This window comes from Chryseobacterium sp. G0201 (assembly GCF_003815655.1).
Lineage (GTDB): Bacteria > Bacteroidota > Bacteroidia > Flavobacteriales > Weeksellaceae > Chryseobacterium.
This window is the reverse complement of record NZ_CP033917.1, coordinates 2,436,453-2,459,648: the sequence shown is the minus strand read 5'-3', so window position 1 is coordinate 2,459,648 and position 23,196 is coordinate 2,436,453. Positions and strand designations below refer to the sequence as shown.

Annotated in this window: 19 protein-coding genes and 2 tRNA genes; 11 read left to right on the top strand and 10 right to left on the bottom strand. The window is 34.4% G+C overall.

Annotated features, from left to right (window positions below; genetic code table 11):
• Nucleotides 1-23: 23 nt before the first annotated feature.
• A tRNA-Leu gene (locus EG348_RS11095) sits at nt 24-106 on the bottom strand.
• 41 nt (nt 107-147) lie between these two features.
• Nucleotides 148-220, bottom strand: a tRNA-Lys gene (locus tag EG348_RS11090).
• 115 nt (nt 221-335) lie between these two features.
• On the opposite strand from EG348_RS11090, the gene EG348_RS11085 reads away from it, so the two are divergent.
• Nucleotides 336-851 carry a shikimate kinase gene (locus EG348_RS11085; protein WP_123983182.1) on the top strand — a complete coding sequence of 172 codons (516 nt, stop codon included), beginning with the start codon at nt 336-338 and terminating at the stop codon, nt 849-851.
• Here the strand turns inward: EG348_RS11085 and EG348_RS11080 are convergent.
• Nucleotides 846-1,307 carry an RNA-binding S4 domain-containing protein gene (locus tag EG348_RS11080; RefSeq protein WP_123983181.1) on the bottom strand — a complete coding sequence of 154 codons (462 nt, stop codon included), beginning with the start codon at nt 1,305-1,307 and terminating at the stop codon, nt 846-848. The genes EG348_RS11085 and EG348_RS11080 overlap by 6 nt on opposite strands.
• Nucleotides 1,308-1,361: 54 nt before the next feature.
• On the opposite strand from EG348_RS11080, the gene EG348_RS11075 reads away from it, so the two are divergent.
• The gene (locus EG348_RS11075) at nt 1,362-2,129 is read left to right on the top strand and encodes a hypothetical protein (RefSeq protein ID WP_123983180.1); all 768 of its coding nucleotides are present in this window, start codon (nt 1,362-1,364) and stop codon (nt 2,127-2,129) included.
• Nucleotides 2,130-2,200: 71 nt separating this feature from the next.
• On the opposite strand, the gene EG348_RS11070 is transcribed toward EG348_RS11075, so the two are convergent.
• The 3 genes from EG348_RS11070 to EG348_RS11060 all read right to left on the bottom strand — a co-directional run bounded on the left by EG348_RS11070 (nt 2,201) and on the right by EG348_RS11060 (nt 5,773).
• Nucleotides 2,201-3,718 carry an FMN-binding glutamate synthase family protein gene (locus tag EG348_RS11070; protein WP_123983179.1) on the bottom strand — a complete coding sequence of 506 codons (1,518 nt, stop codon included), beginning with the start codon at nt 3,716-3,718 and terminating at the stop codon, nt 2,201-2,203.
• 51 nt (nt 3,719-3,769) lie between these two features.
• On the bottom strand, nt 3,770-5,116 hold the full coding sequence (gene mtaB, locus EG348_RS11065; protein WP_123983178.1) for a tRNA (N(6)-L-threonylcarbamoyladenosine(37)-C(2))-methylthiotransferase MtaB: 1,347 nt from the start codon (nt 5,114-5,116) through the stop codon (nt 3,770-3,772).
• A gap of 66 nt (nt 5,117-5,182) precedes the next feature.
• Nucleotides 5,183-5,773: a DUF1572 family protein gene (locus EG348_RS11060; RefSeq protein ID WP_072411485.1), complete on the bottom strand. Its 591-nt coding sequence runs from the start codon at nt 5,771-5,773 to the stop codon at nt 5,183-5,185.
• Nucleotides 5,774-5,832: 59 nt separating this feature from the next.
• Here EG348_RS11060 and EG348_RS11055 point away from each other — a divergent pair, with 59 nt between their 5' ends.
• On the top strand, nt 5,833-6,192 hold the full coding sequence (locus tag EG348_RS11055) for a nuclear transport factor 2 family protein (RefSeq protein WP_164463283.1): 360 nt from the start codon (nt 5,833-5,835) through the stop codon (nt 6,190-6,192).
• A gap of 46 nt (nt 6,193-6,238) precedes the next feature.
• Here EG348_RS11055 and EG348_RS11050 read toward each other — a convergent pair whose 3' ends face one another.
• Nucleotides 6,239-8,344: a T9SS type B sorting domain-containing protein gene (locus tag EG348_RS11050; RefSeq protein ID WP_123983176.1), complete on the bottom strand. Its 2,106-nt coding sequence runs from the start codon at nt 8,342-8,344 to the stop codon at nt 6,239-6,241.
• A gap of 159 nt (nt 8,345-8,503) precedes the next feature.
• Nucleotides 8,504-9,301 (bottom strand): hypothetical protein, encoded by a 798-nt coding sequence (locus EG348_RS11045; RefSeq protein ID WP_123983175.1) that lies wholly within the window; start codon nt 9,299-9,301, stop codon nt 8,504-8,506.
• Between the two features lie 203 nt (nt 9,302-9,504).
• Here EG348_RS11045 and glgP point away from each other — a divergent pair, with 203 nt between their 5' ends.
• Nucleotides 9,505-11,169, top strand: a complete 1,665-nt coding sequence (gene glgP, locus EG348_RS11040) for an alpha-glucan family phosphorylase (RefSeq protein WP_123983174.1) — start codon at nt 9,505-9,507, stop codon at nt 11,167-11,169.
• A 108-nt stretch (nt 11,170-11,277) separates the two neighbouring features.
• On the opposite strand, the gene EG348_RS11035 is transcribed toward glgP, so the two are convergent.
• A complete protein-coding gene (locus tag EG348_RS11035; protein ID WP_123983173.1) occupies nt 11,278-11,463 on the bottom strand; it encodes a DUF6496 domain-containing protein in 186 nt (61 codons plus the stop codon).
• Nucleotides 11,464-11,474: 11 nt separating this feature from the next.
• Complete coding sequence (locus EG348_RS11030; RefSeq protein WP_123983172.1) at nt 11,475-11,948, bottom strand: hypothetical protein; 474 nt, start codon at nt 11,946-11,948, stop codon at nt 11,475-11,477.
• 215 nt (nt 11,949-12,163) lie between these two features.
• On the opposite strand from EG348_RS11030, the gene EG348_RS11025 reads away from it, so the two are divergent.
• The 7 genes from EG348_RS11025 (at nt 12,164) to EG348_RS10995 (ending at nt 23,152) form a co-directional block, all read left to right on the top strand.
• Nucleotides 12,164-13,345 carry a hypothetical protein gene (locus EG348_RS11025; protein ID WP_123983171.1) on the top strand — a complete coding sequence of 394 codons (1,182 nt, stop codon included), beginning with the start codon at nt 12,164-12,166 and terminating at the stop codon, nt 13,343-13,345.
• Nucleotides 13,346-13,349: 4 nt separating this feature from the next.
• Nucleotides 13,350-14,738 carry a hypothetical protein gene (locus EG348_RS11020; RefSeq protein ID WP_123983170.1) on the top strand — a complete coding sequence of 463 codons (1,389 nt, stop codon included), beginning with the start codon at nt 13,350-13,352 and terminating at the stop codon, nt 14,736-14,738.
• 132 nt (nt 14,739-14,870) lie between these two features.
• Nucleotides 14,871-17,000 carry a S9 family peptidase gene (locus tag EG348_RS11015; RefSeq protein ID WP_123983169.1) on the top strand — a complete coding sequence of 710 codons (2,130 nt, stop codon included), beginning with the start codon at nt 14,871-14,873 and terminating at the stop codon, nt 16,998-17,000.
• An 18-nt stretch (nt 17,001-17,018) separates the two neighbouring features.
• Nucleotides 17,019-17,804 (top strand): hypothetical protein, encoded by a 786-nt coding sequence (locus tag EG348_RS11010; protein WP_123983168.1) that lies wholly within the window; start codon nt 17,019-17,021, stop codon nt 17,802-17,804.
• 139 nt (nt 17,805-17,943) lie between these two features.
• Nucleotides 17,944-19,599: a peptide MFS transporter gene (locus EG348_RS11005; RefSeq protein WP_123983167.1), complete on the top strand. Its 1,656-nt coding sequence runs from the start codon at nt 17,944-17,946 to the stop codon at nt 19,597-19,599.
• A 133-nt stretch (nt 19,600-19,732) separates the two neighbouring features.
• The gene (locus EG348_RS11000) at nt 19,733-21,487 is read left to right on the top strand and encodes a peptide MFS transporter (protein WP_123983166.1); all 1,755 of its coding nucleotides are present in this window, start codon (nt 19,733-19,735) and stop codon (nt 21,485-21,487) included.
• A gap of 153 nt (nt 21,488-21,640) precedes the next feature.
• A complete protein-coding gene (locus EG348_RS10995; RefSeq protein WP_123983165.1) occupies nt 21,641-23,152 on the top strand; it encodes a peptide MFS transporter in 1,512 nt (503 codons plus the stop codon).
• The last annotated feature ends 44 nt before the right edge of the window (nt 23,153-23,196 follow it).

Sequence of the window (23,196 nt, the reverse complement as noted above, 5' to 3'; positions counted from 1 at the left end):
TAAAATTTCAATTTTCTTTGCAGTGCCTGCGACTGGATTCGAACCAGCACATCCTTAGGAAACCACCCCCTCAAGATGGCGTGTCTACCAATTTCACCACGCAGGCTAAAAAGAATTACAAAAATCTAGTAATCATTTTTTCGCTTGTGACCCGGCTGGGATTCGAACCCAGGACCCATACATTAAAAGTGTATTGCTCTACCAGCTGAGCTACCGAGTCGGTCACTTTATTATCAAGTTTCGTAGTAAGTAACGTCCCTTGTTTTGAGTGGTGCAAAGATATAGCTTTTTTTTATTTCTCAAAACTTTTTCGCAAATTTGTTTAAAATAAATTCATGATAATTTCACTGGTAGGATACATGGGGAGTGGCAAATCTCACATTTCCAAAATATTAAGCGAGAAAATAAATTTTAAATTAATTGACCTAGATAAAGAGATTTCTAGGCGAAATAAATTAACCATTCCTGAAATATTCGAAAAAAAGGGCGAAATCTACTTTAGAAAGCTGGAAAGAGAAACTTTGGAAGAACTCCTGGCTACGGAAGAAAATCTTGTTTTAAGCCTGGGTGGAGGAACTCCTGTTTATTACAATAATATGGAAATTGTTAATCTTAACTCTAAGAGTGTGTTTTTAAGAGCTTCTATTCAAACTTTATCAGAAAGGATTTCAAAACAAAAAGAGAAAAGGCCGATAATAGCCAACATTTCGGATGAAAACCTTCCTGAATTTATTGCTAAGCATTTATTCGAAAGAAACGAATTCTACAGCAAAGCACAGTTTAATATCATTACAGATTCGCGAGAACCGGAAGATATCGTTAATGAAATCATTGAAAAACTGTATTTATAAGTCTTTTTCATTTTTTTCATCGTCGTTTGAATCATTGGAATCACCAGTTTCGCCAAAAAAGTCATCCCAGTCTGTGAAATCTCCGGAAATATCATTTCCGGTATAATCATCCATGTCTCGTCTGTCTTTTTTGGTAGGTCTTCCTTCTCCCCTGTTTCTGTAATAATCCTGGGTCATTTTACGCATTTTGAGTATCTCATACTGCTCTTTGTCCGTCATATCCTTGATATGAAGCGGAACCAATTTTGCGCCCATTCTGCTTTTAGGGATCTGGATGACCTTAATTTTGTAATCAATCTGATTTTTACGGATCTTAATAACATCTCCTTCCTTCACTTCTTTAGAAGACTTTACAACCGATTCGCCAATGGAAACTCTATTTTTCTTAATCTCCTCAGTAGCAATGGTTCTGGTCTTATAAAAACGAATGCTCCATAAAAATTTATCTATTCTCATAATTTTTTATACTTTTGTCGTTATATTATTTGTAAAGTAATTAAAGTTTTTGAAATGAAAAAAATATTTTTATATATCCTTGCGGGATCACTGTGCTTTTCTGCTTGTAAAAAGGATGATGATGTTGAAACTTATGTAGAACCAGAAGACATCGCAGTACAAAACACCTATGACGACCAGTCTATCCAAAAGTTTTTAGATGCCAACTATTTGGATACTCAAGGAAATATAAAACCTTTCAGCGCAACAGATACAGTTGATGATAACTACAAAAAACTATCTCAGTTGGCGCCAGTAACGCTTCCTTCAGGAGTGGTTTATATCAAAAGAGCCAATGCTCAACCTGAAGATGCACCTGCAACAGCACCGGGTAAAACAATTGGTGCTACAGACATTACAAGAATCATGATGAGGGCAAAAACTTATATTGGAGCCAACACAAGTGGAGACGTAGCGTTTATTTCACCTACTGATATGACAGGGTATAATACGATTGACGGATCAGGTTCTCCTGTAATAGATCCAAAATTTTATTTTATTAGTACTAAAAATACTTTAATAACACAAGCAACAACTGATGCTGCAAAACAACAAAGTTATTATATGATTGAAGGTTTTAGTGAAGCTTTACAAAAATTTAAAGCTTTCGACCAGCCAGATGGATCTGCTTACAACCTACAAGGTGTAATTATTGTTCCTTCAAGAGCTGCCTTTGCAAGAGATGCTCACTACAATTACAGCGGTTACTCTTTCAGAAACAGAACGTTTGTATTTAACTTCCAAGTTTATAAAACTGAAGCAAGGCCTGCAGATCAATTATAATTTTATAAATGACAACATAAAAAAACCACTTCTCATCGAAGTGGTTTTTATTTTATACATATGTCAAGAATTTAAAATCTTGCTTTCTGCTTTACATTTCCTAGAATATCAGGGAAATAAAGGTCAGCCAGATGATCAAACTCATCACCTCTCATAAACATCGTGGCATCAACTTCTTCATATGAAGTTCTTCCTGCTGCTGCAATTAATTCATTACAAGTGTGCAGTGTATTTTTATGAAAATGATATACTCTTTCTGCTTTATCAGTAACATCAAGACCTTTGATCAGCATTTTATCCTGTGTTGCAACTCCTGTCGGACATTTGTTATTATTACATCTCAATGCCTGAATACAACCTAAAGAAAACATAAATCCTCTCGCATTATTACACATATCTGCCCCCATTGCAACAGCTCTCAGAATATCCAAACTTGTTAAGACTTTTCCGCTGGCAATTACTCTTAATTTATCTCTTACATTATAACTGTTCAAGGTTCTGTTAACAAAGATCAAAGCAGGTTCTAAAGGCATTCCAACTCCATCAGAAAACTCCGGTGGTGCAGCTCCTGTTCCTCCTTCTGCTCCGTCAATAGTGATAAAATCAGGGTAAATTTTTAAAACATTCATTTGAACGCAGATATCTTCGAATTCTTTGGTATCACCGATACACAATTTAAAACCAACCGGTTTTCCTCCCGAAAGCTCTCTCAATTGCTGTACAAACCTCAACAAACCTGCAGCATTAGAAAAAGCTGAATGTGAAGGCGGAGAAATAATCGTCATCCCCGGTGTGACGTGACGGATCTTTGCAATTTCAGGGGTATTTTTCACTCCCGGTAAAACTCCACCGTGACCAGGTTTTGCACCTTGAGATAATTTAATTTCAATCATCTTTACATTCGGAAGATTGGAATATTTTGTAAATAATTCAGGGTTAAATTTTCCTTCATCATCTCTACATCCAAAATATCCTGTCCCAATTTGCCAGCAAAGATCACCACCTTCTAAATGATGCGGAGAAATCCCTCCTTCACCTGTATTATGGTAAAAATTTCCTTTTTTAGCACCTCTATTTAAAGAGATTTGAGCTCTGTCACTCAATGCCCCGAAACTCATTGCCGAAATATTAAATAACGAAGCATGGTAAGGCTGCGAGCACTGCTCCCCTCCTACCCAAACTCTCGGAAGTTCTTCTACGGGAGATTTAGCATAAATGGAATGTTTAATTCCTTCATATTTTCTATGATTAACTTCTAACTGAGTCCCGAAAGGAACAGTATCACTCAGATTTTTGGCACGTCTGTACACAGCAGAACGCTGGTTTCTTGGAAAAGGCTTCCCATCAGTCTCTCTTTCGATGAAATATTGCTGCATTTCAGGCGAAATACTCTCGAAAAAGTATCGGAAGTACCCGACAACAGGAAAGTTTCTTAAAATAGCGTGTTTAGACTGATAAGCGTTATAAACGCCCAATGCATAGAAAGAGGATAACAGAATCGGTATCCAATAATGCGCTCTGATCAGCAATGCTACTATCCATGTAGCAATTACCAATACGATTCCCCAAGATAAAAACTTATCTCTCATGAATGTAATATTTAAAGTTAAAATAAATTTAGTAGAAATTTTGCAAAGAGCCTATGCTTTTGCTAAAAAACTTTCGTAAGAAGATTGCACAGAAACCGTGCCATCTGACAGGATTTTTTCTAAATTCAGAAATTCGATCTGGTTTACAGACGCTTGATCAAAATCTTTTTGCACTCGCACATAATTTTCTGTGAAGCCTAACATTTTGCCGTCTTTATTTTCGTGCTCCCAAAGAACAGGAAGCGTCTTACCCAATTGTGTTTGATAAAATGCCATCTTTTTCTTTTCAGAAAGGATTCTAAGCATTTTATTACGTTTTTTTCTTTCAGGGATTGGAACAACACCTTCCATACCTACAGCTTCCGTATTTTCTCTTTCAGAATAAGTAAAAACATGTAAATATGTGATGGGAAGATTATTCAGGAAGTTATACGTTTCCATGAATTTTTCTTCTGTTTCTCCCGGAAAACCAACGATGACATCAACACCGATAGCCGCATCAGGCATTACCTCACGGATCTTATTGACTCTGTCGTTGTATAGTTTCGTTAAATAACGGCGTTTCATTTTTTTCAGCAAATCATCGCATCCCGATTGTAACGGAATATGGAAATGCGGAACAAAACTTTTACTTTTAGAAACCAATTCGATACTTTCATCTTTCAAAAGATTCGGTTCAATCGAAGAAATACGGATTCTTTCGATCCCTTCAACCTGATCAAGCTCTGAAATTAAGTCTAAGAAAGTATGTTCATGCCTTTTGTTTCCAAATTCACCTTTACCGTAGTCACCAATGTTTACCCCTGTAAGAACGATTTCTTTGATGTCTCTCGAAGCAATTTCTTTAGCATTTTTCAGAACATTTTCGATGGTGTCTGAACGGGAAATCCCTCTCGCTAAAGGAATCGTACAATACGTACATTTATAATCGCAACCATCCTGAACTTTCAAAAAAGCTCTGGTTCTGTCTCCGATAGAATAACTTCCGATAAAAAAATCAGTTTCTTCAATTTCACAAGAATGAACAACACCTTCGCTTTCAGATTTCTCTAAATCGTCAAGATAACTCAGAATATTGAATTTTTCTTTGGCTCCAAGAACCAAATCAACGCCGGTAATCTGTGAAATTTCTTCGGGTTTCAACTGCGCATAACATCCAACAATTACTACCAGCCCTTCTGGATTGGCTTTCATTGCTCTTTTTACGTGAAGTTTGCATTCACGGTCTGCGTTCTCAGTTACTGAACAAGTATTGATTACATAAATATCCGCTCTATCATCAAAGCTTACCTTATCATAACCGGCATCTGTTAATTGACGGGCAATAGTAGATGTTTCCGCAAAGTTTAATTTGCAGCCGAGTGTATGAAAAGCGGCAGTTCTATGAAAATGGGACATTGAGTACTCCTAATTTTAGTGGATGCAAAGATAGTAATTTTAATAAAAACCCGAAATCGATTCAGTCTATTGTTTATATTCATCTCTCACTTCACTACTATTTCGAAAGCAAACAGGCGAAGAATTTGAATTAAAATCTGTTTCAGAGAATTTATTTTTCATTTCAGAATTAAATTCTTGGGATTTATTTCTAGCAATGGAAAGTGTTTTCCAATCGTCATTTTTCATCATTTTGGCAATGTAAACTATTTGCCCAATATGATAAGGATAATGTGCCAATTGACGGAAAACCGCATCTACAACCAACTGAGGTTCGCCTCTTATATAAAGTGTAGAATATAAATTTTCATCATTAATTTGGTTTAAAGCATCAAAAAAACACTTCCAACCCTCTTCCCAAAAATCTACAATCTCTTTTTTAGTTTTAAAATTATTTACAAATTCCTCGTCGCGGTTTCGCCAGCTTTTTTCGCCGTCTTCCGTTAAAAAATTCGTCCATCTTGAAAGCATATTTCCTGCAAGATGCTTCACAATAATAGCTATTGAGTTACTTTCTTCATTAAACTGCCAAAAAATCTGCTCCTCAGAAAGTTGCTCAAATGTTTTATCGCCAAGAGATTTGTAATATTCGAAACGTTTGATGAATAGCTCTTTCATATCATTTAAAATAAAAAACCAAGTTAATAATTTTCGCGTATATTACATAAATGAAAATTATGAATTGTAAAATCAGTCATTTTATGAAGGATTTAAATTCTTTAAAAACAGAACATCTTGAAAAATGGTTTACCGATGAAAGTATCATCTGGATTCCTCCTTCCAAAGAAATTTCTGGTAAAAACAGAATTTTGGCTTTGTTCAGGGCTATTTTCAGGCGCTATGAAAACATCGAATGGCGGGTTTCTGAAATTTTTCCTTTAGGAAACGGAAAATATTTCTACCAAACCAATTCTTTAGGAAATATGTCCGGAAAAGGCACTTACGAAAATGAAATATGTACAATTATTCAGTTTTCAGACTGCGGTAAAATATTATATCTTTCTGATTACTTTAAAGATACAAAAGTATTTAATTAAAAAACCATCTCGCTAAAGATGGTTTTATTATGTATTGATAATTTAATTATTCTCGGTTTTTAACCATTACCCATCCGGTATATTTGAATAGGGTATTCTTTTTATCTTTCTCATTCCATGATACGGAATACCAGTAATTTCCAGTAGGAACTTTCATTCCTCCATTCGTGGTTCCGTTCCATTTATAGCCGTTAAATTTATCCGCCTGGAAAATTTTAGATCCATATCTATCGAAAATATTGAAGACCATATTTTGTTTTGAAGCCAATGCAGAATAATCAATCACATCATTTATACCATCGCCGTTTGGTGTGATAACATTGATAAGATTTGGAACAACAATCGTAATATTAATCGGTTCGCAATCATAAGCATCTTTTACATAAACCAGATTATCACCTCTCGGAACATTGGTAAAAATGTTAGAATCCTGCCAAGTGATATTGTCCATTGAATATTTGTATGGGGCAGTTCCACCCATCACATATATTGTAACCGTATTTGTTGAAATATCAATACTGGAAATCACAGGCTGCTCAGAAGAATAGACTTTCACCGTTTGAGTTGTGATACAGTCACCTGTTTTTAGCTTAACCCAATACGTTCCAACACCAACATTAGTAATAGTTTGCGTTGTAGCGCCCGTACTCCATTGATAAGAACTGAAGCCAGTACCGGCATCCAATGTTGTTTTGTCTTCCATACATATTGTTTTATCTTTTAAAACTGTAGAGAAAACCGGGGCTATCACTATTAAAGTAACTTTAGCAATGGCAAAACAACCGTTTCCGTTCGTTACTTTTATATAAACAACGCCACTCGGAGCAATATATGCAGCGGCTAATGTAGCAGGAATTTCATTTGTTCCGTTCAATGCATCAGTTAAAGATGGATAATATTTTTTTGTAATTCCTCCTTGTGTTGTAACCGAAGCATTGGTAAGATTAAATAATCCTGTAGAAGGATTTGTTTCGATAAAACAAGATCTCAGCGTTGCATCATTTACTACAACAACTGGGAAAAACTTTAATGTGATCACCGCAGTTCCGATACATCCGAACTGAGAAGTTATTTTTACATACACTGTACCTTCTGCCGCAACATAAGCCGTAAAATTCAGGATTTCATTAGTTCCTGCATTAAGGTCAGTCATTGTAGGATAATATTTCTTAGTCGCAGTGGGATCTCCAAAAACGGCGGCTGTTGTAAGATTAAATGTTCCTAATCCGGCATTGTTATTATTACAGGTAAATAAATTAACATTCGTTCCTGTAATATTTCCCATCTTAAATTTGAATGCACCAATCTGTCGACAGGAATTAATAGGGTTTGTAGGATTTGTAGGATCCAGATAATGAATGCTGTAATAATAAGTAGTTGTTGTATTAACCGTAATTGGCGTTAAAATAGGATTCGCCCCTGAAAGTGCATTATTTTGTGAAGTATGATAACTGATCAGGAAATTCGGGTTATTATTAAGAATTCCTGCTGATAAAGTCGTAAAATCAAAAACCGCAGGATTATTACATACAATAACTTCTCTAGGATCTGCTGGATTTGCAGCAGGCATTCCCGGAGCTACAAACGGATGAGGCTGTATCGCAGGATTTGTAAATGGGGATGCTAAAGTTGCCGTTCCTCCCCAAGTTAAAGAAAACGGAGCCATTGTAGGATTAATCCCATCAACCCAGTTATCTATATATAAATAATAGGTTTGTCCCGGCAAAACATCCAAATATTTGCAGTAAGGCGTTAACGAACCTCCTGCAGCATTGGTAATCGTACTGGTCATGTTTAATCCCGTAGATGGTCCGACACCGATTACGGTTGCTGCATTACAACGTATCGGAGATCCTAAACTTCCACAGGTAACATTCGGCCCATAGATCGCCCAGTCATAATCTGCATCAGGATCATTTGGAACCAGATCAAAAGTAAGCGTTCCGCCTGTAGCAATCGTGAGTTTGTACCATATCGAATTATGCTCACCTGTCGTTAAACATCCTCCCAAACTTTCATTGACAGCGCCAATTCCTGATGGAGAATACGTGATACTCGAGTTTCCACAAACAGACAATGCAGATGTACAATCTGCCTGTGAAAAAAATGTCTGTGAAATAAATAAAAGAAGAAATAGTAAAGTTTTTTTCATATATTTTTTTTCAATGGTTATTAATTTAAATGATTGTAAGACAGTGCATATCAAATATAAACATTTTTCCAATCAATAATAACAATATTCAAAAAAAACAATACATTTAAATGTGAAAAATTAAAATTTATTCATCATTTAAAAAGAAAACAACAATGATTATTTTATACTCGTAATATTTCCGCAAAGATTTTCAAGATGAAATATCTTATGGAAAGGGCTTTTTACTTCATTCAAATGTTCTTTATCCTGAATAAAAGTATATCGGGAAGCAATGGAGTTCATATCAGAAACAATCACCAGCCAACATTCGTCCACAGAGGTATCGTAATAAGGAAATTTCTCGTTTTTCTTTTCTATTAACTCTAAAATTTTCTCAGAACAAAGTTCATCAAACAAATTCATATTATATTCGTGGGTAATGAAAACATTTCTGCGGTGAAAAGATTTTCTGATGCTTTTTACACAGCCAAAAGGTTTTCCTTTTTTAATACTTTTATAAATATTAAGAATGTTTTCTTCCTGTTCTTCCAGACGTTCAAATCTAATATTCGGTTGAAATCCTAAAAAATAAACACCACGATATTTCGTAGTGTCTTCCTGTTCTAATAATATTTCTGCCTGACGGAACATCTTGTTCAGATTACTTTCCACCTTCTTCATTTCCAAATGGTTGATGACTTCGGTTAATTCTATTCCGATTTTTTTGTCGTTGAATTTTGCGATAAAGTCCGGACTTTCGCAGGTAAGATCTTCAAATTTAACTTCAGGAAAATGATGCATGAAAGAATTAAGGAGCAAGATTTCGGCTTTCTTCTTATATTTTTCGCGGTCATGAAGCGGAGACTCATCTATCGTACGGTGATACTTCTCCATCGGCTTTTTTTTCAAATGTCGATTCAGGTAGTATAAACTCAGATTTTTGATCAGATCTTCATCGGAAAATACCTTTTTCATGACTTCTTTTTTATTATGTTAAACAATAAATATCCGCTACGATTTCACTAATAAAGTTTTTGATTATCAATTTCTTACACTTAAAGATAAGCAAAAAAACTGTTCAGGAGATACTTTTAAAAATAATTTATTATATAATTAATGTAGAGTTTATTTTCATAATCAATACATTTGTTTTTCGATTACAAAAAAAACATTGATGTATGGATTTTAAAAATTTTAAAATGCCTTTTGGTATTAATCCTCAATATTCTAAAAAAGTTGCCTATTTTTCAATGGAATTTGCCCTTGAGCAGGTCTTAAAAATATATTCAGGAGGTTTGGGGTTTTTGGCGGGTTCTCACATGAGAAGTGCTTATAATTTAAAGCAAGATCTTATTGGGATTGGGATTCTCTGGAAATTCGGGTATTATGATCAGGCAAGAAATCATGATCAGACGTTACAGCCGACATGGACAAGAAAAATGTACAGCTTTCTGGAAGACACGGGAATAAAATTTCAGATCGAAATTCATAGTGCGCCTGTTTGGGTTAAAGTCTGGTATTTAGATCCTGAAATCTTCAATACGGCACCGATGTTTTTCCTTTCAACAGACGTTCCTGAAAATGATCATATTTCTAAAACAATCTCCCACAGATTATATGACGCCAACGAGTCTACAAAGCTTGCACAATATATTTTATTAGGAAAAGGCGGCGCAAAATTATTAGATGAAATGAATCTTGAAAGAGATACTTACCATCTTAACGAGGCACACGGACTTCCCGCAGCTTTTCATTTATTGAAAAAATATAAGGGAGATTTAAATAAAGTGAAGGAGAAATTAGTTTTCACCACTCACACGCCTGAAGAAGCCGGAAATGAGAAGCATAACATGAAATTGTGTTACGACATGTCTTATTTTTCGGGTTTCAGCATGGAAGAAGTAAAAAGTATTGAAGGTTTTGATGATGACCGTTTCAACCATTCACTTTGCGCTTTGAAAATGGCGAAAGTTGCCAATGGAGTTTCCCAACTTCACGGGGTTGTTTCCAGAGCAATGTGGAGCAAATATCCGGGAATTTGTGAGATAACTTCGATCACCAACGCTCAGGAATTCAAATATTGGTCAGACAAACCACTTTATAACTCTAAAGACGAAAACAATGAGATCGTATTTGATTATCGTAAAAAACATCTAAAAAAGAGACTTTTCAAGATCGTTGCAGACCAAACCGGGAATCTATTTAATCCAAATATCTTTACGATTGTCTGGGCGAGAAGATTTGCAGGTTACAAGCGTGCTGAATTGCTTTTACACGATAAAGACAGGTTTTATAAATTATTAAATAATCCAAAATATCCTGTACAGATTATCTGGGCCGGAAAGCCTTATCCGATGGATTATTCCGCAATTTCTACTTTCAACACGCTGGTTGAAGAAAGTAAAAATCACAAAAATATGGCGGTTCTTACAGGTTATGAACTTTCTTTAAGTAAATCTTTAAAACAAGGTTCTGATCTTTGGTTAAATAACCCAAGAGTTCCAAGAGAAGCATCCGGAACATCAGGAATGACGGCTGCAATGAACGGTTCCGTAAACTTATCAACTGACGACGGATGGATCCCGGAATTTGCAAAACACGGAGAAAATTCTTTCGTGGTTCCAAAAGCGGATTATAATAATATGAGTATTTACGAACAGGATAATTATGATCTGAATAAATTATACGAAATCCTTGAAAACGAGATACTTCCTACGTATTACGACAATCCTAATCAATGGAGAAAAATTCAGCATAACTCGATGAACGATGTTAAAGATCAATTCAATAGCGATAGAATGGCTGATGAATATTATAGAATTCTTTACAATTATAAAGGATAATTTTAGGTAAATATTGGTTCTATAGATGCGTTGTCATGCTGAGCGTAGCCAAAGCATCTTTGTATATAAAAAATCGGTTTGTAAAAATTACAAACCGATTTTATTTAACTAATCTTTTTCCTTTTTAGGAACTTTTAAACCTTGTTCTTTGGCTTCAGAAATTCCGATGGCAATTGCCTGTTTTCTGTCCGTCACTTTTTCTCCGGAAGAAGATTTCAGTTTTCCTTCCTTGAATTCGTCCATTACTTTTCCTACTTTGTCCTGAGCTTTATCTGAATATTTTGTTTTGCTCATGATATTAGATTTTAAGATTTTGGCAACGTAATTCCTAATTCATAAACATCAGCATGCTTCAAATATTTTGAACGCTCTCTTGAAGTCACCGATTCTAAATGATCATTTTTAATCACAATAATCGGATCTTCCGTATTTTCAAGTTCAAAATTGGCAAGATATCTTTCATCCGGACTTGTTTTATCGTTACTCGCCTTTATTTTTTGTAATTCGTCGGCATATTTTCTAAATCCGGGATCAGAAGAGTGGATAAATTTATATTCTTCGCCAGCATACACATAAAAATGAAGTTTTTTCTCGATAAGTCCTGCTTCATCCGTGATCTGAGGATTATCATTTCCATCTTTAAAAGCGACTTCAACTAAAGTTCCTCCTTTTTTCTGCGCACAGGCTTCAGCATCTTGAAAGCTTGAAAAACCTGTATATACAATTTGATCACTCAAAACGTAACGGTTAAGTTTTTGATCGTATGCATTCGTTTCCATAATTATTATTTTAAATTGATTGATATAATGATACATCCAATTCTTTTGCCAAACAGCACCTATTTTACTAATATTTATTAAATATTTCAGAAGAATGTTGAATCGGACACAAACTGTGAATTTTCAATCATTAATTGTATATCTTTAAAAATTAATTAATTAAATTAAAAAAATTCATTTAAACAATTAAATTTGCAGACTAAAATTTTGACAATATGAAATTAAATTTTATTTTTTCTATTTTTCTATCATTAACAGCCGTATTGGGTAAGGCTCAAAGAATTGATTCAGAAAACATTTCTTTTCAGATATTAAAAGAACCTACAAATGCTATAGAAGCTCAAAACAGAAATTTTTCGGTAGTCGTAAATTCGCCTTACAACATTACAAAAGAAAATGTGGTGACTGATGCTAAGGCTAATTTCCAAAAAAAGGTTGATAATCATGACCAAAGCATAGCTGATGCAAAACTTCAGCACGAAGAAAGATTAAAAGAATATGATCTTGAAGTAAAAAAACTTCAGGAAAAATACAAAATTGAATCTGCGGAATATAACAAGCTGAAAACCGTTGAAAAAATTGCAATGAATGCAACACCTCCGGTTTTGAGAATTCCTTCCCGTCCGCAACTGAATGTACCGAAAAAGCCTGTTTATACTGAACCTGATTTAAGAAATGCTTTGATCGTTGACAACAAAGTTCTGGCTTCACAAATCAATATTGACGGTTTTTCAAGAGGCGGAAATTATATCGAAGTGTCTGTAAATATGGAAAGAACAAACTTTCAGGATAATGCAGGAAAATCTTTTGCCAACCAGCCTACAAAATTGGTTGTAAAACAAAACGGTGTTGTAAAAATCGACAAAACTTTATTCTCTGATTTTGAAGAAATTGCATCAAGCCCTACAAACGAAATTAATTTAAGTGTTCATGAAAAAAATTACCTTCAAAAAGTAATCAATAAAATTAATGACATCTTAGCCGAGAATTTTGCGTATTCAAAAATTATTTCAACGGTAAAACTGGAGAATGTAAAAAATAAAGGAGATTATGACAATTTGGATAAAGCTTACATCTATGTAACAACCAATCTTAAAAAAATGCAGGCAAAACCGGATTACGCTCCAAACAAAGCTGCTTTTGAAAACCTAAACAAAGGGGTTGAGATCTGGAAAAGCACACTGTTAAAAATCGATTACAACGATAAAAAAGCAATATACAACGGTAAAATTGCAACGTATCTTTATATGAACTTAATTCGTTTGAATCTTGCATTAGGAAACAAAGCCGAAGCAGAAAAATATTTAAATGAAATGCAGGAACATCTTGTTGATCTTAAATTATCTTGGGATCAAAATAACGAACTAAAAGCTCTTGAACTAAAAATCTATAACTAAGACCATGAAAAAAACTTTAATCATTTCGCTTGCCGTAATAAGTTCTCTTGCTTTCGGGCAGAAGAAATTTGTTTACGGTGACGCTTTCGAATTCAACTCAAAATACGAAAAAGACATCAAATTAGTTCTTTGTGACGACTATAACCAATACGTTTTCAGTGATATTAATGAAGACGGTTACAGCTCATATCCTCACAAAAAGATCTTAATGAGAAAGCTGGATCAAAACGGAAATTTGATTGATACTTATATTAAAGATTATGCCAATAAAACCAATGGTGTTTTGCATAATTATTTAGGTTCTATCCAGACTAGCAGCGATCAGTTTGTAATTTTCACTGAAGAAATTGAAACCAAGATCAACAGAAAAGAGATTTTCCAACATGTTTTCAACAGAAAAGACGGAAATTTTACAACAACAAGCGTTGCAAAACTTTTCACAGAAGGCGGAATGAAGCAGGGAACAACTTTCCTTAGATTCTCTGAAAACGGAAAATATGTTGCCATTGTAAACGACAGATCTGTATCTAAAAAAACTGCGAACACCATTGACAATATCGTGATCGACCTTTCTACTCTATCTAAAAAATGGGATAAAGAAATCACTTTAGACACTGAATATTTTGAATCTGACGCTGCAGTAACCAACTCAGGAAGAATTCTAATTTTAAGAAAATCAACTGGTTGGAAAGAATCTTCTAAATTAGTTTACGTTTCTGCTCAAAGTGAGCAGGATATTGCTTTAAAGGATAAATTAATTCTAAAGACTTTGACTCCGGTTTCTATTAATGATCAGGATTATTTGGTGTCTTTCGGATATTTTACGGGAGTGAGAATCAACCAAAGTAATTTTGGAGATATGGCTTTCATCAATCTTCAGAACGGAAATATTACAATGAGTGAAGTTTCTGATTTCAGATCAAATACCAATATGTCAGGGGTTGATATTCCATTGGTTCAGGTGGTAGACGGAAAAGCATTTTTATACGGATTTAATGTAAATAAAACCTTACCGCCGTCAACACCTGCTAATCGCTTCCCTGATCCGATTTATTCTTACGGTCCGGGTAAATGGTTTACCATAAAATCAGACGGAACTGCAAGTACAACATCAACTGAAAAAAGAGGAGATATAGGATTCTTCACAAAAGATAATATCAACTATTTTTTCACTGACAGTTATGGTTTCACGCCATATAAAGTAGGAAGTGATTTCACAGATAAAAGTAAATTTGTCGAATTCCAGAACAGATATACAAGTACCGATGCAAAGTATGGGCAACCTATTTTTACTTCGGTAAAATACATCCCACAATCTGACCGTGTGATTTTCTTGAGAAAAGTAGGCGATAATAAATTGCTTACTCAAAGTCTTTATAGCTGGCAGAATTAATAATCTTTATTGATAAATAAACGAAAAGTTGGCAGAAATGTCAACTTTTTTGTTTTAAATAATTCACCAAACCCCAAACTTCATCTGTAAGATTTAAATATTTTATATATTTGAATTCTTTTAAAATTAGAAATGAAAAAATTCTTACTAACGCTTACAGTTGCTGCTGTATTTCAAAGTTTATCCGCACAGGAAATCACTTTAGATAAAATATATTCAGGATATTACCGTGGAAAAGGCATTGCCGGAATCACTTCCATGAAAAATGGCGAAAATTATTTAGTCATTGAACAAGGAGGAATTGCAAAATATTCTTACAAAACTTCTCAAAAAGAAGGAAATATTGTTGACGGACAGTTTGAAAGCTATGAATTTTCAGATGATGAGTCTAAAATCCTTTTATTAAAGGAAAGTCAGCCCATTTACAGACATTCTTTCCTTGGAACTTTTGAAGTTAAAGATTTAAAATCAGGAAAATTGATCAGTTTAAATGATGGAAAACCCGTTCAGGAACCAAGATTTTCTCCTGATGCAACAAAAATTTCTTTCATTGTTGATAATAATTTATTTTATCAAGATTTAAATTCAGGAAAAATAACGCAAATAACAGAGCATGGGGTTAAAAATAAAATTTTAAACGGTCTTGCTGATTGGGTGTATGAAGAAGAATTCGGGCACGCAAGATTGTATGAATGGACCAAAAATTCTGATGCGATTCTTTTCGTTAAATTAGACGAAACTGAAGTTCCGGAAATCTATATTCCAATCTATGGAAAATCTTTGTATCCGCAGGAAATGCGTTACAAATATCCTAAAGCAGGAGAAAAAAACTCTGTTGCTTCGGCTCATATTTATCAATTAAGTGATGGTAAAAAAACAAGAGTTAATTTAGATAGTTTCAAGCATTATTATATTCCAAACGTTATTCAGACGGCAAAACCGGACGAAATTGTTCTGATCACTTCTGACAGAATTCAAAATGCTTCTGATGTTTTAAAAGTGAATACAAAAACGGGATCCGTTCAGAAATTATTCACGGAAACTGATGAAAAATGGATCGATACAGACAGTCCGACATTAGAATTCTTAGAGGATAATTCCTTCCTTTGGGGTTCTGAGAGAGACGGAAACCGTCATTTGTACTGGTACGACAAAGATGGAAAACTTAAAAAACAAATCACAAAAGGAAACTGGGAAGTAACTGATTATTACGGATTTAATCCAAAATCGAAAGAAATTTACGTTCAGACGACTGAAAAAGGAAGCATCAATAAAGTGGTTTCTAAAGTTAATATTGAAAACGGAAAAACTCAGTTAATCTCTAATACTGATGGAAATAATTCTGCAAGTTTCAGCAAAAACTATAATTATTTCATCGAAACATCTTCTACAGCAGCAAAACCTTTCACTTATGTTTTAAAAGACGGAAATGGTAAAGTTGTAAAAGAACTTCAAAATAACAACGATCAGCTTCAAAAATTAAAGTCTGATAATTTTGTTGAAAAAGAATTCATCACAATTCCAAACGAAGCCGGAGATCAGATGAATGCATGGATTATTAAGCCTAAAAACTTTGATAAAAACAAAAAATATCCATTGTTCATGTTCCAATATTCAGGTCCGGGCTCTCAACAAGTTGCCAATTCTTGGGACAACGGAAACGCAATGTGGTTTGAAATGCTGGCACAAAAAGGTTACGTTATAGCTTGTGTAGACGGACGTGGAACAGGTTTCAAAGGCGCTAAATTCAAGAAAGTTACGTACATGAATTTAGGAAAATATGAAATTGAAGATCAGATTACTGCTGCAAAATGGTTTGGAAATCAATCTTACATCGATAAAACCAGAATCGGAATGTTCGGATGGAGTTTCGGAGGTTATATGACGAGTTTGGCAATGACCAAAGGAGCCGATGTTTTCAAAATGGGAATCGCGGTTGCACCTGTTACCAACTGGAGATATTATGACTCAGTTTACACAGAAAGATTCATGAGAACACCACAGGAAAATGCTGATGGTTATGATAAAAATTCTCCTACCGAATACGCGAATTTATTAAAAGGAAAATTTTTGTTAATCCATGGAACAGCTGATGATAACGTACATTTTCAAAATTCTATGGAATTCTCAGAAGCATTGATTCAAAACAAAAAACAGTTTGATTTCATGGCGTATCCTGATAAAAACCACGGAATTTACGGTGGGCAGACAAGACCGCAATTGTACCAGAAAATGACGGATTTTATCTTGGAAAATCTTTAAAACTCAGTCTGAAATCCTATGAAGTATTGGTTTGCTTTAGCATTTTTAATTTATTATTCTTTAGCAGAATCGCAAGCATTAGCTATTACCGATGAAAAGATGGAAGTAGCCGTTTTTGCCGAAGGAAACTGGGAAATAAGAAAATTAAATGACGAGTTCAATTTATCTCAAACAAATGCTATCACCGAAAATGGAGCAAAGCTGATCCTTTACAAAGACCGCACTTGGAAATACGCAAATAGTAAAGATCGAGAAGCTTTTGAAAATATCCTTATCAACAAGGAAGTATTTGAGAAATCAAAATCTGCCGACTCTTTGGTAAGAAGCGAATATGCTGATGCAGGTGTTTATTTTGACAAACAAAAATGGAATGTTTACAAAAGTGATGATCTTCGTTATTCTGAATATGATTTTATAAGTACTCATAAATCAAAATTGTATGGTTATTTTAAATGTTTGAATTCACCAAAAGAAAATATAGAAGTTCTTAAAAATGAAGCCATTGGTTCTATTTTACATTTTCCAAATAGTTCTACTTTGAAGAAAACAGAATACAGAACGGTGAATGGCTTACAAACTTTTTATATTTACTATTCAAGAAAACTTGATGATGGTAATTTTGATTATGTTGATCAGTATTTTCAAACAACTTATGGTTATTGTCATATTTCCGGGTATACATACAGTAACCAGTTTAAGAAAAATAAAGTAGAGATTGAAAAATTAATCAACGGAATTTCAAAAGCCGAACGACTTGATAGATCTAACATACTTATAGAGCCTCCTTCTCGATCTCTTAGATAAATTTAATATTAATACACAATCCCTTTCAATCTTTGAGAGGGATTTTTATATTTATTTCATTAATCGTTTTTGTAAAACATTATTTATTTTATCAATTAAAATTAAAAAGCTATTTTTGGGAAAATTGAAATTTGAACATATGAAGACTAAACATCCTAAAGGCCTACCTTTTCTCTTTTTCACAGAAATGTGGGAGCGTTTCGGCTATTATTTGATCCTCGGAATTTTTGTTCTGTACGTTATTGAACCTACCGGAATGAAAGGAGGTCTGGGACTTCCCGATAAAACTGCGGATGATATTTTTGGAACTTATATCGCATTAACCTATTTAACTCCATTTATCGGAGGATTTTTGGCAGACAGAGTTTTAGGATATATAAAATCTATTTATCTAGGAGGAATTTTAATGGCAGCCGGATATATCGGGATGGGGGTTTTCAAAGAACTTCCTTTATTTTACGGATCTTTAGCATTAATTATTATCGGAAATGGTTTTTTTAAACCTACAATTTCTACTTTATTAGGAAATTTATATTCCGAAGAACCTTATAAAGCGAATAAAGACTCTGGATACAATATTTTCTACATGGGAATCAATATTGGAGCGTTTATTTGCAACATTATTGCCGCTTTTATGCGTAATAAATTCGGTTGGGGTGAAGCATTTATCACTGCCGGAGTTGGAATGTTAATCGGAATGGTCATTTTTACCATTGGTAGAAAACATTACATTCATGCAGCTCAGATGAAACCTGTTCAGGAAGGCGATACGAAGCTTTCTGAAATTTTACTTAAAGTTTTTGTTCCCGCAATTGTAGCCGGAATTATTGGATGGTTTATTCCCGGAAATATTTTTGGAAGCGACAGTACAGATGCATTTATTTTCGCATGTGTTCCTGTTATTTACTTTTACGCTTCACTTTACTTTAAAGCTAAACCGACAGAAAAAGCCTCAATCGGTGCACTTTTATCCGTATTTATGATCAGTATGTTCTTTTGGGCAGTTTTCAAACAAAATGGAACCGCTTTAACAAGATGGGCTAATTATTACACAGACCGAAGTGTTCCAGCATCATTAGAAAAACCATTGGAAGACATCTACATGGTAGAGGGAAAAAGCTACAAAGACAAAGAAGTTCCTGTGTATAATGATCAATATCAGTCTCAAAAAGATAAAGACGGAAATCCTCTTAAAGAAAAAGGAAAAGATATTTATTTCAAAAATATTTCTACAGAACAGAAAGCTGAACTGGAAAACAACCCTGAAAAACAAGTTTTTTTATATAATACGGAACTCTTTCAATCGATCAATCCGTTTTGGGTGATTGCATTGACGCCTGTTGTCGTAGGTTTTTGGGCATTATTGAGAAGAAAAGGAAAAGAACCTTTAACTCCAACAAAAATTGTTCTGGGATTATTTATCTCGGCGCTATCTTGTCTGGTCATGGTATTGGCAGTAATGGCAGGAGAAAACGGAGCCGTAAAGGTTTCAGCATTATGGCTGGTTGCCGGATATGGGGTGATTACTATCGGAGAACTTTGTCTTTCACCAATGGGGCTATCTTTTGTTTCCAAATTATCTCCAGCAAGATTAACGGCATTAATGATGGGTGGTTTCTTCCTTGCCAATTCAGTAGGAAACAAACTATCCGGAATTTTAGCAAGTACGTGGTACAACTATGATAACAAAGCAAATTATTTCCTGGTTAATTTTGCTTTATTAATATTTGCTACTCTTTTAGGCCTTTCTATGTTAAAAAGATTAAACAAAATCATGAAAGAAAAAGGGCATTAATCCTTATCTTCATAAAGAATATCAAAGCTGTAGACCCATTCTGCAGCTTTTTTATTTAAATATAAAATTAAAACCTTGCCAAAAACCCAAAAAAAACTATATTTGCTAGTCTTAACAAAAATTAACAATAGAAATGGATAATATTGAAGCATTAAGTCCGAAACAGGATGAATTTGTAGAGAATAAGGGTTCCAGACATCCAAAGGGATTATGGGTTCTTTTCGGAACAGAAATGTGGGAGCGTTTCAACTTTTATGGAATGAGAGCATTGCTTACCTTATTTATGGTAAACTCCTTATTAATAAAAGAAGCTGATGCAGCAATTATCTACGGTGGATTTTTAGCTTTATGTTATCTGACTCCGCTTTTGGGAGGTTTCATTGCAGATAAATATATCGGAAACCGAAATGCTATTTTAATTGGAGGATCATTAATGGCAATTGGTCAGTTCTTACTATTCATCAGTGCATCAAGTTTTTCTGCTGATTTAGGAAGTGCAAAAACAATTATGTGGCTGGCATTGTTCGTTATTATTTTCGGTAACGGATTCTTCAAGCCAAATATTTCCTCGATGGTAGGAAGTCTTTATCCTAAACAGGAAAAATCAAAACTAGACTCAGCTTTTACGATTTTCTATATGGGAATCAACATTGGAGCATTCTTGGGACAGTTTATTTGTCCATACGTAGGAGACGTAAAAGATGCTGCAACGGGAGTAAGAGATATCTTCGCTTTCAAATGGGGATTCTTAGCTGCTTCAATTGCAATGGTAGTAGGAACAATAACATTCTTTATCCTTAAAAACAAGTATGTAGTAACACCGGAAGGAAGACCTATCGGTGGATTACCAAAAAACAATACAAGTGCAGATTTTGAAGAAGGTGAAACTCAGACAGCAAAATTTACCGGAGCATCATTAGGAATTACAGGAGGTATTTTTGTTGTATTATTCTTCGTTTTCAGATATTTACTTGTTGGTGAATTCGGATTCAAAGCTGTAGAAATGGGGCAATTAATCAAAGGAGTTATCTATCCTTTTATTTATGCTGCAGGTATTGCTTTGGCATTCTTAATCATGAGTTCTGCTGAAAACAAGATTGAAAGACACAGAATTTGGGTAATTTATATCGTATCATTCTTTATTATTTTCTTCTGGGCAGCTTTTGAGCAGGCAGGATCTTCATTAACATTTATTGCAGATAATCAAACTGACAGAAGCATTTTCGGATGGAATATGCCACCTTCAATGGTTCAGATCTTCAACGGAATCTTTGTTGTATTATTAGCAGTTCCTTTCAGTTTATGTTGGGATAAGTTAAGAGCAAAAGGAAAAGAGCCGGTATCTCCAATGAAACAGGCTATGGGTCTTGCATTAATTGCTTTAAGTTATTTCATTATCGCACATAACGTAAAAGATCTTGGAAACTCAGGATTATTAGCAATCAAATGGTTAATGCTATTATATTTCATCCAAACTTGTGGTGAGCTTTGCTTATCTCCGATCGGATTATCTTTAGTAGGTAAATTAGCTCCAAAAAGATTTGCTTCATTACTATATGGTGTGTTCTTTATTTCTAATGCTGCCGGTTATGCATTGGCGGGTTCATTAGGAGCATTGATCCCTGCAACTGGAGATAAGTTCTCTAAAGCACAGGAAATCGGAGTAAATCTTCAGGATGTTTTAGATAAAAAAGTAACGCTAACAGCTACTCAGGCTGCGGCTTTTGAAAAGGCTCAATTACCTTTGGCAAATCCTACTTTTGCAGGATTTGAAATTCACAACTTATTCGAATTCTTCATGGTATTCGTTGTACTTTGTGGTATCGCTGCTGTGATTTTAGCTTTAATTTCACCAATCTTAAAGAAAATGATGCACGGTGTAAACTAACCGCATCAATAAAATATAAGTAAAACCTCTGCTAAGTCAGAGGTTTTTTTTATTTTCGTGTGTGCTTATCAAAAAAAATCTAATATGTGACGCATTGCGTCATGAATTTAATTAATTGATAGTAATCTTAATTAAAAAATTATCATAAATATTATGAGCTTAACTTTAGATGAAATACAAGATTTCAAAGGAAAATATCCAAAACAAATATGGAGTTTATTTTTCTCTGAAATGTGGGAACGTTTTTGTTTCTACGGAATGCGCGGAATGTTGGTATTCTTCATGATCTCACAGCTTAACTTCCACGAAAAAGAAGCCAATCTTCAATACGGCGCAACACAGGCATTTGTGTATGCTTTCACATTTATTGGTGGACTTTTCGCTGACAAAATTTTAGGATTCAGAAAATCTTTATTTTGGGGTGGAATATTAATGATTGTTGGAAGTTTGATTTTAGCAACAGATCCACACAAATTCTTTTTCCTTGGGATTGCATTTACGGTTGTAGGAACAGGTTTCTTTAAACCGAATATTTCATCAATGGTTGGTCAGCTTTACAAACCCAATGACTCAAGAGCTGATGCAGGTTTCTCACTTTTTTATGCGGGAATTAATCTTGGAGCCTTGCTTGGAGGATATTTATGTATTGCAATAGGTAAAGGAGAACTTTTTGCAAGTTTTATTCCGGAAGAACTAAGATGGCATCTCGCTTTCGGATTTGCTGCTATTGTAATGGTAATAAGCTTAATTAATTTTGTTTTTACCCAAAAAAGTCTAGGTCCAATTGGACTTCAGCCGGGGCATCCGGATAATGAAATAAAATCTGCCCCAATTCCAAAATGGCAGGAATACGGGGTTTATGTTTTATCATTAATTTTCGTTCCAATTATTATGGTAATGGTTGCAAAGACCCAATATACAGACTATTTCATGTATACCATCGGGCCGCTTACCCTTATTTATCTTTTCTATGAAATGACAAAAGTAACTGCTGCAGAACGTAAAAAACTTTGGGCTGCGCTGGTTTTCATCTTATTCTCTATCCTATTTTGGGGAATTTATGAGCAAAGTGGAGGTTCATTAAGTATTTTTGCTGCTAAAAATTTAAATAAAGACCTTTTAGGGTTAGATCCAAATGGAGTTAATAACTCCGGAGGTGCATTTTTCATCATTTTCTTAGCTCCAATCATCGGTTTGCTTTGGATCTGGCTGAATAAAAGAAAAATAGAGCCTAATACGATCATCAAATTCGGGCTTGGATTTATTTTCCTTGGACTTGGTTATTATGTGTTATTTGCAACTAAATTCTTTGCTAATTTGCAGGGAATCACATCACTGAACTTCTTCACAATCGCTTTATTGGTCATCACTTTGGGTGAACTTTGTCTCTCTCCGATAGGATTATCAATTATGACCAAACTTTCCACAAAAAACCTACAAGGAATGATGATGGGAATGTGGTTTTTAGCCTCAGCTTACGGACAATACGTTGCAGGAATCATTGGGGCAGGGTTGGCAACAGCAAAAGAAGGCTCTACCAACTATGATGCTTTAATCACTTATACTGATGGATATAAACAATTAGGATTATATGCAGTTATTGCCGGAGTTGTATTAATTTTGATCTCCCCATTCGTTAAAAAATTAATGCAGGAAGTAAAATAGAAATAAGGAAATTATGCTTATTTTTATTATTTAAATACCAAATT